The organism is Streptomyces sp. NBC_01334 (assembly GCF_035983595.1).
Lineage (GTDB): Bacteria > Actinomycetota > Actinomycetes > Streptomycetales > Streptomycetaceae > Streptomyces > Streptomyces coriariae.
In genome coordinates this window covers 7,538,052-7,555,291 of record NZ_CP130718.1, presented here as the reverse complement: position 1 = coordinate 7,555,291, position 17,240 = coordinate 7,538,052, and the positions used below count along the sequence as shown (strand labels likewise).

Annotated in this window: 14 protein-coding genes; 6 read left to right on the top strand and 8 right to left on the bottom strand. The window is 72.5% G+C overall.

Annotation, left to right across the window (positions count from 1 at the left end):
* Position 1 precedes the first annotated feature (1 nt).
* Both OG736_RS33825 and OG736_RS33820 read right to left on the bottom strand, forming a co-directional pair.
* Positions 2-601, bottom strand: coding sequence for a (2Fe-2S)-binding protein (locus OG736_RS33825; protein ID WP_327185752.1), 600 nt, complete (start codon positions 599-601; stop codon positions 2-4).
* Positions 601-1,491 carry an FAD binding domain-containing protein gene (locus tag OG736_RS33820; RefSeq protein WP_020125405.1) on the bottom strand — a complete coding sequence of 297 codons (891 nt, stop codon included), beginning with the start codon at positions 1,489-1,491 and terminating at the stop codon, positions 601-603. The genes OG736_RS33825 and OG736_RS33820 overlap by 1 nt, the downstream gene beginning before the upstream one ends.
* A gap of 383 nt (positions 1,492-1,874) precedes the next feature.
* Here OG736_RS33820 and OG736_RS33815 point away from each other — a divergent pair, with 383 nt between their 5' ends.
* Positions 1,875-3,575: a PucR family transcriptional regulator gene (locus OG736_RS33815; protein ID WP_327185751.1), complete on the top strand. Its 1,701-nt coding sequence runs from the start codon at positions 1,875-1,877 to the stop codon at positions 3,573-3,575.
* A gap of 171 nt (positions 3,576-3,746) precedes the next feature.
* A complete protein-coding gene (locus OG736_RS33810; RefSeq protein ID WP_327185750.1) occupies positions 3,747-4,532 on the top strand; it encodes a hypothetical protein in 786 nt (261 codons plus the stop codon).
* Between the two features lie 570 nt (positions 4,533-5,102).
* On the opposite strand, the gene OG736_RS33805 is transcribed toward OG736_RS33810, so the two are convergent.
* Positions 5,103-5,927 (bottom strand): GntR family transcriptional regulator, encoded by an 825-nt coding sequence (locus tag OG736_RS33805; RefSeq protein ID WP_327185749.1) that lies wholly within the window; start codon positions 5,925-5,927, stop codon positions 5,103-5,105.
* A 156-nt stretch (positions 5,928-6,083) separates the two neighbouring features.
* On the opposite strand from OG736_RS33805, the gene OG736_RS33800 reads away from it, so the two are divergent.
* Together OG736_RS33800 and OG736_RS33795 are read left to right on the top strand one after the other, a co-directional pair.
* On the top strand, positions 6,084-6,932 hold the full coding sequence (locus OG736_RS33800; protein ID WP_327185748.1) for a (2Fe-2S)-binding protein: 849 nt from the start codon (positions 6,084-6,086) through the stop codon (positions 6,930-6,932).
* 314 nt (positions 6,933-7,246) lie between these two features.
* Positions 7,247-8,311, top strand: a complete 1,065-nt coding sequence (locus OG736_RS33795) for a DUF2637 domain-containing protein (protein ID WP_062648878.1) — start codon at positions 7,247-7,249, stop codon at positions 8,309-8,311.
* Between the two features lie 133 nt (positions 8,312-8,444).
* Here the strand turns inward: OG736_RS33795 and OG736_RS33790 are convergent, their stop codons facing one another.
* Positions 8,445-8,933, bottom strand: a complete 489-nt coding sequence (locus OG736_RS33790; protein ID WP_327185747.1) for an ATP-binding protein — start codon at positions 8,931-8,933, stop codon at positions 8,445-8,447.
* Between the two features lie 279 nt (positions 8,934-9,212).
* Between OG736_RS33790 and OG736_RS33785 the strand changes: the two genes are divergently transcribed.
* A complete protein-coding gene (locus OG736_RS33785; protein WP_327185746.1) occupies positions 9,213-9,431 on the top strand; it encodes a hypothetical protein in 219 nt (72 codons plus the stop codon).
* A 467-nt stretch (positions 9,432-9,898) separates the two neighbouring features.
* Here the strand turns inward: OG736_RS33785 and OG736_RS33780 are convergent, their stop codons facing one another.
* Both OG736_RS33780 and OG736_RS33775 read right to left on the bottom strand, forming a co-directional pair.
* Positions 9,899-10,417 carry a hypothetical protein gene (locus tag OG736_RS33780; RefSeq protein ID WP_327185745.1) on the bottom strand — a complete coding sequence of 173 codons (519 nt, stop codon included), beginning with the start codon at positions 10,415-10,417 and terminating at the stop codon, positions 9,899-9,901.
* 134 nt (positions 10,418-10,551) lie between these two features.
* Positions 10,552-11,175 carry a hypothetical protein gene (locus tag OG736_RS33775; RefSeq protein ID WP_327185744.1) on the bottom strand — a complete coding sequence of 208 codons (624 nt, stop codon included), beginning with the start codon at positions 11,173-11,175 and terminating at the stop codon, positions 10,552-10,554.
* Between the two features lie 222 nt (positions 11,176-11,397).
* On the opposite strand from OG736_RS33775, the gene OG736_RS47340 reads away from it, so the two are divergent.
* Positions 11,398-12,876, top strand: coding sequence for a helix-turn-helix domain-containing protein (locus OG736_RS47340; RefSeq protein ID WP_442817106.1), 1,479 nt, complete (start codon positions 11,398-11,400; stop codon positions 12,874-12,876).
* A 24-nt stretch (positions 12,877-12,900) separates the two neighbouring features.
* Here the strand turns inward: OG736_RS47340 and OG736_RS33760 are convergent, their stop codons facing one another.
* Complete coding sequence (locus tag OG736_RS33760) at positions 12,901-14,643, bottom strand: pyruvate dehydrogenase (protein WP_327185743.1); 1,743 nt, start codon at positions 14,641-14,643, stop codon at positions 12,901-12,903.
* Between the two features lie 62 nt (positions 14,644-14,705).
* Positions 14,706-16,934, bottom strand: a complete 2,229-nt coding sequence (locus OG736_RS33755) for a protein phosphatase 2C domain-containing protein (RefSeq protein WP_327185742.1) — start codon at positions 16,932-16,934, stop codon at positions 14,706-14,708.
* Positions 16,935-17,240 lie beyond the last annotated feature (306 nt).

Genomic DNA, 17,240 nt, shown 5'->3' with positions numbered 1-17,240 from the left:
GTCAGACCGCCTCTCCCTGACGGGTGGCCGCCAGGCGGACCGCGTCCATGATCTTCTCGTATCCGGTGCACCGGCACAGGTTGCCGGAGAGCGCCTCGCGGATGTCCGCGTCGCTCGGGTTCGGGTTGCGTTCCAGCATCTCGTCGGCGGCGACCAGCAGCCCCGGAGTGCAGAAGCCGCACTGGACGGCGCCTGCGTCGATGAACGCCTGCTGGATCGGGGCGAGTTCGGTTCCCTCACCGGTGTGGGAGTCGGCGGCCTGGGTGGGCCGGCCGTCGGCCCCGTCGAGGGAGGGGGAGGCGCCCGCCGTGCCGCAGGAACCGGTTCCACAACCGCCGTGCCCGGCGCGCTGCTTGGCGTAGTCCGCGAGGCCTTCGACGGTGACGATGTCGCGGCCCTCGGCCTGCCCGGCGGCGACCAGGCAGGAACAGACCGGGACGCCGTCCAGTCGCACGGTGCACGAGCCGCACTCGCCCTGTTCGCAGGCGTTCTTCGAGCCCGGTAGCCCGAGCCGCTCCCGCAGCACGTAGAGCAGGCTCTCGCCCTCCCACACGTCGTCGGCTTCCTGCGGACGTCCGTTGACAGTGAAGTTGACGCGCATCACGCGGCTCCCTTTGCGGTGCGGCGGGGGCCGCGGTACGACTCCCACGTCCAGGTCAGCGTGCGGCGGGCCATGACGCCCACCGCGTGCCGTCGGTAACTCGCCGTCCCCCGGACGTCGTCGATGGGGTTGCAGGCGGCGGCGCACAGGTCCGCGAACTGCTTGGCGACCGACGGGGCGATGATCTTTCCGTTGTCCCAGAAACCGCCTTCTTCGAGTGCCGCGTTGAGAAAGTCCTCCGCGGTCTTCGCCCGGACGGGGGTGGGCGCGGCCGAGCCGATGCCGGTGCGGACGGTCCGGGACTGCGGGTGCAGTGCGAGACCGAAGGCGCAGACGGCGATGACCATGGCGTTGCGGGTACCCACCTTGGAGTACTGCTGCGGGCCGTCGGCCTTCTTGATGTGGACGGCGCGGATCAGCTCGTCGGGGGCGAGCGCGTTGCGCTTCACGCCGGTGTAGAAGGCGTCGATCGGGATCCGGCGGGTACCGCGCACGGACTCCGCCTCGACCTCGGCACCGGCCGCCAGCAGGGCGGGGTGGGCGTCCCCGGCCGGGGACGCGGTGCCGAGGTTGCCGCCGACGCCGCCGCGGTTGCGGATCTGCGGGGAGGCCACGGTGTGCGAGGCGAGGGCGAGGCCCGGGAGTTCCGCGCGCAGGTTCTCCATGATCCGGGTGTAGGGGACGGAGGCGCCGAGCCGCACGCTCTCCTCGCCGACCTCCCATTCGTAGAGGTCACCCACGCGGTTGAGGTCGAGCAGGTACTCGGGCCTCCGGTGGTCGAAGTTGATCTCGACCATCACGTCGGTGCCACCCGCAATCGGCACAGCGGTGGGGTGCTCGGCCTTGGCGGCGAGCGCGTCCTCCCAGCTGGCGGGGCGAAGGAAGTCCATGACCGGCTCTCTTCTTCGTCTCTTGAGTCTCGTGAGTCGTATCGAGCCAGAATCGGGTGCGGCGGGCCCGGCTCGTTCATGTGGTGTTCACGCGGAGTGAGGCCAGTACACAGCGCCTTGCTCCGACCGGGTCAGTCACGGAAACCATGAAGGAGTTGGCTGGTCGGCCCAGGCATCTTGTAGATTCGTATGAACGGAGGCCCTCGGTAACCTCCTCGTTTTCCTGTGGAAACGTAGGAAACGACCTGGCCACCGAAGAATGCGGTTCGTGACTGTCCGCCGCGCGGGTCGGACTCCCCGGGGCGGGGCCGACGGCGGGTCCTCTCCCACCACGTCCTTCGGGATTCATCGTAGTTTTCGAGACAAAGAACGGCGGCGACGAGATGCGGCTGCGCGCACTGCTGGACACCGATGCGCTGGGCCTCAGGCTCCTCGGCGGCGAGGACGAGCTGGACCGCACGGTACGGGGTGTCATGACCACCGACCTGCGCGACCCCAGCCGCTACCTCTCCGGGGGTGAGCTGGTGCTGACGGGCCTGGCGTGGCGCCGGGACGCGGCGGACTCCGAGCCGTTCGTGCGGATCCTGGTGCAGGCCGGGGTGGCGGCGCTCGCGGCCGGTGAGGCGGAGCTGGGGGCCGTTCCGGAGGACCTGGCCGTGGCCTGCGCCCGGCACCGTCTCCCGCTGTTCGCGGTGCACGAGTCGGTGGCCTTCGCGACGATCACCGAGCACGTCGTACGGCAGGTGTCCGGCGAGCGCGCCGGGGACCTCGCGGCCGTCGTGGACCGGCACCGCCGGATGATGACCTCGGGCCCGGCGGGCGGCGGCCCGGACGTGGTCCTGGACCTGCTCGGCTCCGACCTGGACCTGCGGGCCTGGGTCCTGTCCCCCACCGGACGGCTCATCGCCGGCCCCAAGGTCGCGGGCCCGGGCCTGCCGCCCGACGCGTGCGCGAAGCTGGCCGCGGAGCACCTGGCGGCCGTCCGCACCGGGCGACGCGGACCGCACCGGGTGATCATGGGCCAGACGACCTACTCGCTGTTCCCGATCGGCAGCGGCGGCCGCGCCGCGCAGGCCCCACGGACCTCACAGGCCGCCCAGGCACCGCGGGACGTGCGCGAGAGCGTCCTGTCGGACTGGCTGCTGGCCGTCGAGTCGGACGCCGGGGACTGGGCGGACGAGCGCCTCGACCTCCTCCAGGGCGTCACTCAGCTGATCGCCGTCGAGCGGGACCGCCGGGACGCCGCGCGCACGGTGCGCAGGCGGCTCGCACAGGAGGTGCTGGAGCTGGTCCAGACGGGCGCTGCCCCGGCGGAGATCGCGGCCCGCCTGCGGGTGGCCGCGCCGGTGCTGCTGCCGGGGCTGGGGGCCGCCCCGCACTGGCAGGTGGTCGTGGCCCGTGTCGAGTGGGACGACGGCGGGCTGGAGGCAGGCCCGGTCGCCCAGTCGCTCCTGGAGGAGATCCTGGTCGACCCGCTCGCCACCGGACCCGAGCCCTCCGACCGCATCGCCGTGGCCCACACCGGCGACGAGGCCATCGCCCTGGTCCCGCTGCCGGCGGTGTCGAGCGAGCACGACGGCTCCGAGACCGGCCTCCTCGCCGACGCGCTGCTGGCCACTGTTCGGGAGCCGCTGTCCTCCGGCCTCGACGGCGACGGGCGGCTCACGCTGGGCGTCAGCGCGGCCGTGCACTCGGCGGAGGGGCTGCGCGGGGCCCTGGAGGAGGCACGGCACGCCCGGCGGGTGGCCGCCGCCCGCCCCGGCCGGGTCTGCGCCGCGGGCCACCAGGAACTGGCCTCGCACGTGCTGCTGCTCCCGTTCGTCCCGGACGATGTGCGGAAAGCGTTCACCGCCCGTCTCCTGGACCCGCTGCGCGACTACGACCGACGGCACCGCGCGGAGCTGATCCCGACCCTGGAGGCGTTCCTGGACTGCGACGGTTCGTGGACCCGGTGCGCGTCCCGTCTGCACCTGCACGTCAACACGCTGCGCTACCGGGTCGGACGGATCGAGCAGTTGACGAGCCGTGACCTCTCGCGGCTGGAGGACAAGCTCGATTTCTTCCTTGCGCTGCGGATGAGCTGACACCGAGGCGACACCGGTCACCATCCCTGGGTCACCACCTGTCGGAGCCTTTGGGGCGCGGAGTCCCACGACTTTGTGAAATCCTTCACCCGCCCCCTTGGCCCGGTCCCGCGATTCGTGCTGAGATGCGGCCACCACTCAAAGCTCGACGGCGCGCTCGGGGAGGGCAACGTGGCGTACACCGCCATGTCTGGTACCGGAACGACCTCAGGTGACGATCCCCTCCAGACCGCGGTATGGCGGCTGCGCTCGCGCGCCTGCTGGGCCGACGCGGCGGCTCTGCTGCCGCCCGACAGCGCGGCGGGCTCGGTCCAGCGGGCCGCGCTGCTCGTGGAACGGTGTCTGTACACCGAGCAGGGCTGGCAGGACGCCGAGGACGCGCTGCGCACGGCGGAGGCGCTGGCCCACGACGACGAGGAGCGCGGCGCGGCCGCTTGTGAACGAGGGCAACTTGCCTACGCGGCCACGCTGCACGGGGTGCGCGACCGGGTGGACGAGGCGCGGGCCGCGCTCGGCCGGGCGGCGGCGCTGATCCCGCCGGACGCGCCCGGACGGGCGCTGCTGGACTTCCGCCGGGGTCTGCTCGCCGAGAACATCTCACGTTCCCCGCAGGCCGCGAGGGCCGCGTACCGGCGCGCCCACACCGCCGCCGCGGCCCACTCCGACCTGCTGCTGCTGTCCTTCACCTGGCGCCACCTCGCCGGACTCGCCCTGCGCGACGGCGAGGTGGCGGAGGCCCGGCACGGCTTCGCCGAATCCCTGCGCATCCGCGAGGAGTTGGGCTACCTGGTGGGCACCGCCCCGGCGCTCGCCTCACTGGCGGACGCTGAGGTCGACCCGGAGGCCTCGCGGCTGCGGGAGGAGGCGCGACGGCTGTTCCGGCTCCTGGGCGGCGTACCGACCTGGCTGGCACGGCAGTTGGCCCCACCGCCGGCACCCAGCCCGTCCGGAGTCTGAGGACAAGGCCCCGCCAGGGGGCGGGTGAAGGAGGCAGCGCGCTCAAGGCCCGAGGGAGCGGGGCCTCTTGACGGGCCGAGCGGGCGAGGCCCCCTTCACGACTTGAGGGGACGTGACGCTCGCACGGCCCGAGCAGGCGAGAGCTCTCTACGCGTCAAGAGGACGTGACGCTCTCGCGGCTCGGACGGTGGGCGCCTCCTCTGGGCCCGAGCGGACAAGGCCCTTACAAGGTTCTCAAGGGGACGTGACCTCCCAAGGCCCAAGGGGGCGAGGCGCCTTCACGCCCCCGGAGCGACAAGGTCTCTTCACGGCTCGCGTGGACGAGACCCTCGCACGGTCCGAGGGGCCGTGACCCTCTGGCGGCCCGAGCAGGCCGACTCCCTGGGGAGCCCGAGCGGACAAGGCCTCTGCGCAGCCGGCCGACGAGGTCTTGCGCGCACCGCGGGCGGGCCACCTCTCGGGCGGGGCGACGCAGGGGTGGCGACGCGTGGGCGGGGCGGCGCGCGGCGCGGGTGCTTTTGGCGCTGATCGGGCCGCGGGCGGCAGGGTCGCCGCCCGGCAGTGGTCGGCTCAGCCGCGTGTGCCGGTGAAGTGCCCGCGCACCAGCGCCTGCGCCCGGTCCGGCTCGCCGGCCGTCAGCGCTTCCAGCAGTGCCATGTGTTCCGCCGCGTCGGCCATCAGATCCGCGCGCCCGCGCCGCACCGAACCGCCGGCCGGCGGCCACTGCGAGCGTCGGTGCAGATCTTCGGCGACGCCGGCCAGTTGCTCGTTGCCGGACAGGGCGAGCACCGCCCGGTGGAAGACCCGGTCGGCCTCCGCGTACGTGGCAGGGCAGCCGGAGGCCGCCGCGCGCACGGTCGCCTCGCCGACCGGCCGCAGCTCCGCCCAGCGCTCGGCGGGCACCGTACGGGCGAGCCGCAGCATCACGGGAACCTCGATCAGCGCGCGCACCTCGGCCAGTTCGGCCAGCTCGCGCTTGCCCCGCACGATCACCCGGAAGCCCCGGTTCGGGACGACCTCGACGGCGCCCTCCAGTGCGAGCTGCTGCATGGCCTCGCGGACCGGCGTCGCGGAGACCCCGAAGCGATCACCGAGGACCGGCGCCGAGTACACCTCGCCCGGCAGCAGTTCCCCGGCGACGAGCGCGGTGCGCAGGGCGTCGAGGATCTGGCCGCGCACCGAGGAACGCTGCACCACCGGCCGGGGGCGCGGGACAGGGGTCTCGCTGTGCGTGTGCTCACCGCGTGCGGCGCCCGCGGGACCGCATCTCTCCCGGTCCGCGTCCTCGCCGTACCCGGCTGACCCCCGTGACTGCGCCGGGACCCGGGCACGGCCCTCGGCCCCCGGCACGGCCGGGGTTCCGGTACCGGTGGAGCCCTGCGCACCCTGCTCCACGGGGCCTCCTCCGGCCTTGTCGGTACTTGGGGTCATTACGGCGGGTTGTTACTCGTCCGTCAAGCACCTTAGGCGTACTGGCCGTCAGTTCAAATCCCGACGATACTGAGTAAGGTAAGGCTTACCTTTAGTTCCTCTCGAAACGGCGGTCCCGGCATGCCCACAGCCCCGTCGGCCACAGCGGAGGCCTACGCCCGCCTCGCGGAGGTCTTCCCCGGCCTGACCGTCACGGAGCTGGAACACCGGGAACCGTTTCCGCAAGGCGGCGGATGGGTCACGGCGGCCGACCTCGCGGAGGGCGGAGCGGCACTGGAGGCCTTCCTCGCCTGGGACGACGCCCAGGTCGTCCGTGACTACGGACAGTCCGCCCGCCCGGACGTCGTGGCCAGCTTCGGGCTGCACCGGTACTCCTGGCCCGCCTGCCTGCTGATCACCGTCCCCTGGTTCCTGCACCGCCGGGTGCCCCGCCTCCCCGTGACGCATGTCTCGTACGACCGCACCGGCGACGGCATGCGGATGGCCGTCCGGCCGCCCACCTCCTTCGCCTGCCTGCCGGGCGATCCGGCGGCACTGCTGACCGGCGCCCGGGTGGTCCCGGACGAGGAGGCGCTGCGGGCGGAGGTGCGGGCCGCGATAGCCGAGCACCACGAGCCGGTGCTCGCCGGGTTCGGACCACCCGCGCGACGCCGCGGCCGGGCCCTGTGGGGCATGGTGACCGACGAGATCGTCGAGAGCCTCTGGTACGTCGCCGAACTGCTCGGCGAGGGCGAGAAGGACCGGGCGCAACGGGAACTGGAGCTCCTCCTGCCGGGCGCCACCCGGCCGTACGTCGGCGCGGCGTCCTTCCGCGAGCTGACCGGACCGGACGGCGAGACGCTGCCCACCCGGGACCGGGCGAGCTGCTGCATGTTCTACACACTGCGCCCCGAGGACACCTGCGCCACCTGCCCGCGCACCTGCGACACGGACCGCGTCACCAAGCTCACTGCGGCCGCCGCCAGTTGAGGCGGCCTCAGGTGCCCCCCGGGGGCCGGGCGCCGCCGGGCGTCCCGTAAGATCACCCGGACGAGACTCCTCCCAGGGTTACAGGCAATTCACAATTTCCTCACTTGCCCCGGGAACTTTCCGAGGAACCACCCGTACGGGTAGTCTTATTCGAACTCAACTCCCGCCCCTCAAGCGGCAGTTCGAGCAGAACGTCGCCCTGGGCATCCCCTTGCACTTCCTTGGCGGCCTCTTGCCCCGAAACCCCCTGAGGGACGGCGGGATTGCGCCACTATGGCGGGCGTTACGCCCTATCCCAATGCAAGGGACCCCTGATGAGATTGACCGACATATCGCTGAACTGGCTGCTTCCCGGCGCCGTACTGCTCCTGGGCATGCTGGCGGCGGTGGCGGTGCTCGCGCGCGGCAAGCGCTCCTCCGGGGCAAACGCGAGCGCGGACGATTCGTGGGAGCGTACCGAGGAGCGCCGCAGGCGCAAGGAGGCCATATATGGCACTGCCTCCTACGTTCTTCTGTTCTGCTGCGCGGCCGTTGCCGCCGCCCTCTCCTTCCACGGCCTGGTCGGCTTCGGCCAGCAGAACCTCGGCCTGACCAACGGCTGGGAGTACCTGGTCCCGTTCGGCCTCGACGGCGCGGCCATGTTCTGCTCCGTGCTCGCGGTGCGCGAAGCCAGTCACGGCGACGCGGCCCTCGGCTCCCGGATACTCGTGTGGACGTTCGCGGGCGCGGCCGCCTGGTTCAACTGGGTGCACGCGCCCAGGGGCCTCGGTCACGACGGCGCGCCGCAGTTCTTCTCCGGCATGTCCCTCTCGGCGGCCGTACTCTTCGACCGGGCCCTGAAGCAGACCCGCCGGGCCGCGCTGCGCGAGCAGGGTCTCGTGCCCCGTCCGCTCCCGCAGATCCGCGTCGTGCGCTGGGCGCGTGCCCCCCGCGAGACCTACAAGGCCTGGTCGCTGATGCTGCTCGAGAACGTGCGCAGCCTGGACGAGGCCGTCGACGAGGTGCGTGAGGACAAGGCCCGCAAGGAAGAGACGAAGCTGCGCCGCCGCGAGCAGCACCGCGTCGAACGGGCGCAGTTGAAGGCGATCAGCCGGGGTCACGGCCCCCGCTTCCCCGGCCGCGGTGGCGGCGGTGGCCGTCCGGTGGAGGCCCCGGCCGCCCTGGAACCGGCCACGGCCGAGCGGGTCTCAGCGGAGCCTGCCATAGCGAACTCGGCGGAGCAGCTGCCCGTACGTTCACGGCACTCCCTTCAGCCCGTACGCCACGGAGCCGACTCCTCGATCACCGTCGACCTCACCGCGGAGGACGACACCATGGCCCTGCCGCGCCTCGACTCCCTGGAGCGCAAGCTCAAGGACCTGGAGCAGCAGTTCGGCTGACGAACGATCAGATGTCATGGGAAGGGGGCGCGACCGCCGAGGTCGCGCCCCCTTCCCGTTGCTCGTTGCTCGGCGCTCGGCGCCAGGCGCTCGGCAACCGTCGGTCAACGGTCGGTCGCCCGGCTGTCTTCGCTCACGCGGCTCCGGCGCCCAGTTCGAACCAGACGACCTTGCCGCCGCCCTGCGCCCGTACACCCCACGTGTCCGCGAGGGACTCCACCAGGACCAGACCCCGGCCGTGCGTGGCCTCGTCGGCGCTCGGCACCCTCGGCCGGGGACGGTGGGCCACGGAGTCCCGCACCTCCACCCGCAGGCCGGACGGTGAGACGGTGGCCGTCAGGACCGCGTCGTCGTCGGTGTGCACGAGCGCGTTGGTGACGAGTTCACTGGTGAGCAGTTCCGCCGTCTCCGACCGCCCCGGCCTCCCCCAGCCCCGCAACAGTTCCCTCAGCGCCCGGCGTGTCTCGGGCACCGCCCGCAGGTCGGCCCGTCCGAGTCGGCGACTGAGCTGCGACGCCCTGTCCTGCTCCGCCATGTCCTCGGCCCTGCTCTCCCCCGCCTGTCTCGTCGCCGAGGTGCCCGCGATCGCCGTCGGACCGCTTCCCCGTGCCTGCCTCTCCATGACCCCCGCCCGCGTGTCGATGTGGGTTCCCCTCCTGCTCGAACACGTTCACGGGGATCCTTGCCCGGTCGACACCGCGCCAGTCATGTCGAATCATCGACGCCCGGGTGTTCGGCCATGTTCCAGCGGGAGCCCAGGACTCCGCCGGGAACGGGACCGTACGACGGCACTGTTCGGGCCGTCCGGGAGGGGCCGCACACGACGCGTCCCACCCTCGCCCGAGCGCGTCCGGAGCGAGCGCTGTGACGGTTCGTACGTCCCGCACTGCATGTGGCCCCTGTGCCGCCGGCGACGCCGGCGTGGCCCGAGCCGGACGAGCCGCTGCCGGTGGACCGGGCCGTGCACGCCGCCCCTGATCCCGCCGCGCCCGGCGCCCGGCGGGGAAAGCCCTGGTCGACGGGCCGGTTCCGCTCGGCGGGGCAGGCACTGGCGCAAAGGGCGGGCCGCCGGGCGGAGGCGGCGATCGGCCCCGGATTCCGGGCGAAGGGGCTGCCGTAGGACGCCGCCTATGTGCCTCCGGGGGGCGTGCCCCCGCGCAACGGCACCTGACCCTCACCTCCCTCGCGCGCGGGAGCGAGCCGGCGTGTCCGCGGTGCGATACGGCCGCCGCCCCGGCCGCCTCCGTAGCTACGCGCTCAGGCGGCGCGCCGACCGCCGGGGATCGGGCCGCCTACCGACCCGCCCCTGTCTACCTGGCCGTATGCGGAGAAGAGTGGGGCAGCAGGCACCGCCCCCACCGCGTCGTCCGCCGACCCGCACCGCGCCGCCGCGCCGAGCGCGCCCTCGCGCGGCCGATGAGGTTGGCCGGAATCCGCCGGTGCGCGAACGGCCACGGCAGGGAAGAGGGTTGGACGGATCGATGATCGAACTGTTGGCCTCCCGGCACTCCACCACGACCTGTGCCGCCCGTGCCGCGGTACCGGCGTCCGGCCAGCCGATACCGCTTGCGTCGGGGCGGCGGCGACCTAGCCGGCCTCGACTCCCTTCGTGCCGATGTGGAAGATCTTGTGGGTGCCGCGGGTCATGTCGACGATGAGCTGCGTGGTCTCGCTGCCCCAGGTGAGCGTGACGACGGCCTCCGTGTAGTTCGCCGTGCCGTTGTCGGTGACCTTCCACGCGAGCGGGACGTTCTGCGCCTGGAGGACGCCGTTGGCGTGGTTCTTGTCCTCCCAGGCCGCCAACTCCTTCTGGAAGGCGGGGGTGAGGTAGTGCTTGCGGAGTTCGTCCGCGAGCTTGCCGCCGCCCTCGTCGGTCACCGCGTCGATGTAGGCGCCGTAGAAGTCGGCGATGCGCGTGATGTTGTCGGACGGCTTGCCGCTCACGCTGCGCGGGCTGCCGGCGGAGGCCTGCGCCGTCACCCCGAGACCGAGGGCCAGCGCGAGGCCGGCGGCCACGGCCGTACGGCGGCGGGCGGTACGGAGACGGGTCGCGCCGCCCTTGCCGGTCGTGCTGTTGTCGCCGGTCGTGCTGTTGTTGCTGGTCATGTACGTGTTCCCCGTGTGTCGTGTGTGCGGCCTGTCCGGCCTGACCGGTGGCTGTGTGGTCGTACGGGGCCGCCGCCCTCCCGACCCCCGTGGCGGGAGGGCGGCGGCCCCGGTTCTTCCTCGGTGGTCGTATGTCAGTGGAGCTTGTTGACGGCCGTGACGGTCGTCTTCTTGAAGGCCTTCACCGGGGCGTCGCCGAAGTCGCCCAGCTGGCCCCAGTCCACGACCGTCACCGTCGTACCGTCCCGGCCGACCGAGAGGAGGCGGATGTCGGTCGCGCCCCAGGAGGTCTCGGTGTGCAGGCCGTAGACGTGGGCGCCTTCCTCCACGTTGAGCTTGCCGTAGTCCTTGAGCGTGGCCTCGACCTCCGGGTCGGCCTGCTCGATCCACGCCGGGCACGACTTGATGTCCTGGTTGACCCGTGCGAACCGGCCCTTCGCCGCGCTGACGCTCGACAGCTCGACGCTCACCTGGCGGGCGCTCGTGTCGAGGTCGGTCCGGAAGTCCCGGTACCAGGAGTCCCGGCCGTCGCCCAGCGCCATGCCGAGGCAACGGTCCACCTCCACCTCCGGGGACGCGCCGGCGGTGACCTTGCCTGCCGTCCAGGACGAGCTGGGGTGCGGCGGAAGGTCGGCGGCCGAGAGGAAACCGGGCGGCCGCGGAGCGGCGGCGCCCGCCGGTACGGCGAGTACGGTACCGAGGGCGAGGCCCGCGGCCGTGAGTGCGGTGAGCGTGCCGGCTCGGGTGCGCTTGGACATGGGTGGTCCCCCGTGAGTGAGTGCATGGCTGTGGGTCGTCACCACGACGCCGGTTGGTCGGTCGGCCCTGGTCGGTGCGACACCAAGAGCATCGGCGGTCTGGGCGGCCCGGTGCAACGGTCAGCGCCCGATCGGCCGAGGTGGAACCATCCCAGCCCATCTGACGTGCAGGTATATGAGTGCCTGGGATGACCGCCGGGCCGGACGAACACAGGGAGAACGGTGTCGACCGACGACGGTGTGGCCGATGTGACGGAGTTCGCGGCGCTTCTGACGGAACTGAAGGGGCGCACGGAGCGCAGTTACGGCTCCCTGGCTCGCCGGCTGGGCATGAACACCTCGACGCTGCACCGGTACTGCGCCGGGGAAGCGGTTCCACAGGACTTCGCTCCCGTCGAACGGCTCGCGGAGTTCTGCGGGGCGGCACCGGAGGAACGCCTCGAACTGCACCGGCGATGGCTGCGAGCGGTGGCGGCCCGCCAGCGGGCCCGGACCACGGCGACTTCGGAGGCACCGGAACCCGGGGAAACACCGGCAGCCCGGGAAACACGTGAGGCCTACGAGCGGTCGGAAACACCGGGAACGGCCGCGTTACCGGTAACGCGGGCAACTCGGGAAAAGCCAGTAACAACTGGGGCGCCGGAAACATCGGAAACCGCAACGTCCTCGGCGACCGCGAAACCCTCCGAAACACCGGCAGAAGCGAAAGGCCGGCCTACGGCAGACACGCAGGCTCGGAAACCGGACGGGAAACAGGTACCGCCGCGCCGTTGGTACCGCCGTCGGCGCACCACGGTCGCCCTCGGTGTCGCCTGCGCGCTGCTCGCCACCCTGGGAACGCTGTCCGCGCTGCCCGGCGGCGGCCGCCCCTCGGCCTCCGGCGACGTCGGCCGATCCGCCGGTTCCGCCCCGGCCGTGCCCCGGACGACGGACTCAACCCACTCCCCTGCACCGGGCGCCGGCTCGACCACCTCACCCACACCGGGCACCGCCTCCCCATCCGCCCGCCCCGCGAGGAGCTCCCCCGCCCCGGACACCTCCCCGGCCGGCGGCAAGGCCTCGGAACCCGCGTCGGGCGTACCGCTCGCCTGGACCGTCGACTCACAGGTCTGGGCGCTCGGTTGCGGTCACGACTACGTCATCGACAAGCCGCCGACACAGGTTCCGCCACCTCCGGCGGAACAGGACGCCGGCCCCTGGGCGACCGCCCAGGGAGCGGTGCACGGGCGGGAGACCAACGTGGAGATCTCGGTCCAGGGCCGCAACTCCACGGCCGTCGTGCTGACGGCGCTGCGCGTGCGGGTCGTCGGTCGTGCCGCACCCGTGCCGGGCACCGCGTACGCCATGGACCAGGGCTGCGGCGGTTCTCTCAGCAAGCGTTACTTCGCGGTCGACCTGGACAAGGACCGTCCCGTGGCGCACTCGGTCGCCGGCAACGACGCGGGCACGCCGATCCCGGCGGTGAGCCTGCCCTACCGCGTGTCCAGCACCGACCCCGAGGTGCTGCTGGTCACGGCACGGACCGAGACCTGTGCCTGCGACTGGTACCTCGAACTGGACTGGTCGTCCCAGGGCCGCACCGGCACGGTCCGTATCGACGACCGCGGCCGCCCGTTCCGCACGAGCGGTATCAAGGGGCTGCCGCGCTACTGGTACGGCACCGAGAACGGTGAACGTCAGTGGGTCCCGACCGGCGACTGACAGCCCCGACCGGCCGGCACCGTCCTACGGCCGGGGCACGTTGCGCAGGTTGGAGCGGGCCATCTGGAGCATCCGGCCCACTCCGCCATCGAGAACGATCTTCGAGGCGGAGAGGGCGAAGCCGGTTACCATCTCGGCGCTGATCTTCGGCGGGATGGACAGGGCGTTGGGGTCGGTGACGATGTCGACGAGGGCCGGGCCCTTGTGCCGGAAGGCGTCCTTCAGTGCGCCGGCCAGCTGTCTGGGCTTCTCGACGCGCACACCGTGGGCACCGCAGGCGCGGGCGACGGCGGCGAAGTCGGGGTTCTTGTTGGTCGTGCCGTACGAGGGCAGTCCGGCGACCAGCATCTCCAACTCGACCATGCCCAGCGACGAGTTGTTGAAGAGCACGACCTTCACCGGCAGGTCGTACTGCACCAGCGTCAGGAAGTCGCCCATCAGCATGGCGAATCCGCCGTCGCCGGACATCGACACGACCTGCCGGCGGCGGTCGGTGAACTGGGCGCCGATCGCCATGGGCAACGCGTTCGCCATGGAGCCGTGCGAGAAGGAACCGATGACACGTCGACGGCCGTTGGGGGTGAGATAGCGGGCCGCCCAGACGTTGCACATACCGGTGTCGACGGTGAACACGGCGTCTTCGTCGGCGAGTTCGTCGAGGACGGCGGCGACATACTCCGGATGGATGGGAACGTGTTTCTCCACTTTCCGCGTGTAGGCCTTCACCACCCCCTCCAGCGCGTCGGCGTGCTTCTTCAGCATCCGGTCGAGGAATCGCCGGTTCTCCTTGGCCCGCACCCGCGGGATGAGACAGCGCAGGGTCTCCCGTACGTCGCCCCATACGGCAAGGTCCAGTTTCGAGCGTCGGCCGAGGTGTTCGGGGCGCACGTCGACCTGGACGATCTTCACGTCGTCGGGGAGGAAGGCGTTGTAGGGGAAATCCGTTCCGAGCAGGATCAGCAGGTCGCACTCGTGGGTGGCCTCGTAGGCGGCGCCGTAGCCGAGGAGGCCGCTCATCCCGACGTCGTACGGATTGTCGTACTGAATGTGTTCCTTGCCGCGCAACGCATGCCCCACCGGCGACTTGATCTTCCCGGCGAACTCCATGACCTCGGCGTGCGCGCCGGCCGTGCCGCTGCCGCAGAACAGCGTGACCTTGTCGGCCGCGTCGATCATCGCGACCAGCGCGTCGATCTCGGCGTCGCCGGGGCGGACGGTGGGCCGGGCGGTGACGAGAGCGGTTTCGACGGCTTTCTCGGGGGCCGTCTGGTCGGCGATGTCACCGGGCAGCGACACGACGCTGACGCCACTGCGCCCGACCGCGTTCTGGATGGCGGTGTGCAACAGCCGGGGCATCTGTTTCGGGCTGGAGATCAGCTCGCTGTAGTGGCTGCACTCGCGGAACAGCTGATCGGGGTGGGTTTCCTGAAAATAGCCGAGACCGATTTCGCTGGACGGAATGTGCGAGGCCAGGGCCAGAACGGGGGCCATGGAGCGGTGGGCGTCGTAGAGGCCGTTGATGAGATGGAGGTTGCCGGGTCCGCAGGACCCCGCACAGGCCGCGAGTTTCCCGGTGATCTGGGCTTCCGCGCCGGCGGCGAAGGCAGCCGTCTCCTCGTGCCGGACGTGGATCCAGTCGATGGCGGGGTTGCGCCGCACCGCGTCCACCACGGGGTTGAGGCTGTCCCCCACGACACCGTAGAGGCGCCGCACTCCCGCGCGGGCGAGGATGTCCACGAACTGTTCCGCGACGTTCTGCTTGGCCATGGATCGACGCACCCCTTCGGTCTCCTCGGGTCCCTGACTCCACAGTGGCCGCGGCGACTCGGTTACGCCTCCCAGACGGCCGCCGCCGTGCGGTCGTCGGCGTAGCCCTTCACCCTCACCTGGGTGTCGGCGAGGAAGGCGGCGAGACCGGGCGGAGTGGGACCCGACCAGCGTCCCGCCAGGTACGCGGACAGCTCCCGCTCCCCGCGCAGGGGTTCGGCCAGGCCGTCCGTGCACATCAGCAGCGTGTCACCCGGGCGGGCTACGGAGGCTCTGAAACGGAAGGGCTCGCGGGGCGGTTCGGGGTCCGGGTCGTAGGGGTTCGGCGGTGTGGTGATGCCCAGGTCCATGGTGAGCCGGTCGCCCTCGGGGGTCTCGGCGGGCAGCGAGCCGAACCCGACGACCGGTGCGCCCGCCACCTCGCCCACCTGCGGCTCGATGTCCTGCCACACACCGTCGCGCAGCCGGAACAGTCCGCCGTCGCCGACGCCGAAGAAGACGCGCGTACGGCAGGCGGGGTCGGCGGGCAGGAGCAGACAGCGCAGGGTGGCCGCGTACTCCTCCGGTTCCAGGCCCTGTTCCGCGGCGCTGGCGCGGAGCCGGCCGAGGCTGCGGTCGGTGAGCCGGTGCAGGCCCGACTTCAGGTCTCCGCGCCTGGCCGCCCGCATGTCCTCCGCGAGCCGGACGTGACTGCGGCCCACGGCCCGCCCGATCCACCGGCACACCTCAGCGGCCGCCCGATGCGCGCCCGGGGTCGCCCGGGCACCGGTCGCCATCGCGACCAGGATCAGCGCCTGCTCCCCCGCACCGAAGCGGGCGGTGAGGAACGAGTCACGGCGCGGCTCCCCCCGGTACCGCGCGGAGTCCCCCCGCACCGAGGCGGCCCGCAGCGCCCAGACTCCGTACCGGGCCCCGTCCAGGACGGTGTCGGCGACCAGGTCGGCGAGGTCGTCCGGGTCCGCGGGCGGAAGAGCGGTGGGCTCGGCGTCGTAGGTGGGCGGCCCCGAACCGACGTAGTCCTTGGAGGTCGACAGGGGCGGGACGGCCGGCAGGGCGGAGAGGCTGGGGACGGTGGGGGGATGGTCCGGTGGGGAGGTGTTCGGGGAGACGGGGGCGCGTTCGGAGTCCGGCTCGCGTTCGGGGGCGGGCGCGGGATTCGTCGCGTAGAGGGGGGCCGCCGACCCGTCGACGGAGGCGGTGGGGGCCTGTGGGGGCGGCGGCGCGTGGGCCGGCACGGGGGGCATCGCGGGCGGTGGGGGCGGCGCGGCGGGTGAGGCCGGCCCGGTGCCCTCACCGGGTGCGGGCGCGGTCGTCTGCCCGGCGGGTGAGGTCGTCTGCTCGGCAGGTGAGGTCGTCGGCAGTGCGGGCGGGGTGGACGGCGGCGGAGGTTCGGCGGCGTCGGGGGGTGTCTCCGTCGACGTGAGGCCGTCGGCGGTGGAGCGGGCGGGGTCGCGGGGCGGCCGCTCGGCGAATCCCGGTGGCAGCGGGCGGGGCAGGAGGTTCGTCGGACCGGCGGGTGTGTCCGCCGGCGGCTCCCAGGGAGCGCGGTGCCGCCCCGACGGGCCGGCACCCTGGTCCGTCCCCACGGCGCCTGCGCGGACGCCGACATCCCGCTCGCCGACGTCACGCTCTGGACTGCGCCCGATGTCGTCCCGCGCGGAGTTCCGTCCGGAATCCCGTCCGCCGTCCCGCCAGAAGTCCGGTCCGGAGTCCCGTCCGGTGCCAGGCTCGTCGTTCCAGCCCTCGCGCTCGTCGCCGTCGCGTCCGACACCAGCACCAGCAGCCTGCTCGGGATCCGGCCCGGCATCCCACGGGGTCTCCCACCCGGCGTCCCGCCCCGGGGCGGACTCGGTGGCGGAATCGGCGGCCGGTCGGCTCCGAGGCAGCGGAACGGTTGCCTCCGGAGACGGGGACGCCCCCGCCGTCGTGGCGGCCGACGAGGTCCACCAGTCGGTCTGCCCGGCGGAACCGGACCGCTCGGCACGGGGTGCCGGCAACGGGCCCACGCCGCCGGGGACATCCGCGCCGCCCGTCCGGTCCCCCGTGTCGCCCGCGTCCTTCGGGTGCCGCGGGGCCGCCGTGGACCCGGGACCGCCGACGTCGTCCGGCGTACCCGCGTTCTCCGCCGCACCGGCCGCACCACCCGAGCGCACCGCTCCGGCGGCCGAGGCGAAACGGTCGTCCAGGGAGTCTGCGGTGCGCGCGGACCCCGTGTCCTCGGTGGCGTCGTCGTACAGCTGCCCCCACCAGTCGTCCTCGTGACCGGTGGGCCTTCCCCCCTGCTGGCTCATGCCCCCGATTGTCCACTGCGCGGGCCGGATGAAAACGGGGCATCCGGAAAATGCGCCACCACACGTGTGTCGAACAGCGGACCGAGTGACGTCCTGAACGCCAGTGCGAAGCACGGCACGACAAAGGTCGCCGGGCGGTTCCACCCCCCACGGGAGAACCGCCCGGCGACATGGGGTGACCCAGGCCCATATCCCCTATGCGCCCCTGCGCGTCATGAGCCCGGATCACGTTCTCGAAAGGTTTCCGCGCCGCGGCGTTGTGGCCGACCGGCCCGAGTCTGCACGGCGCTCCTGGACCTCCGCTGT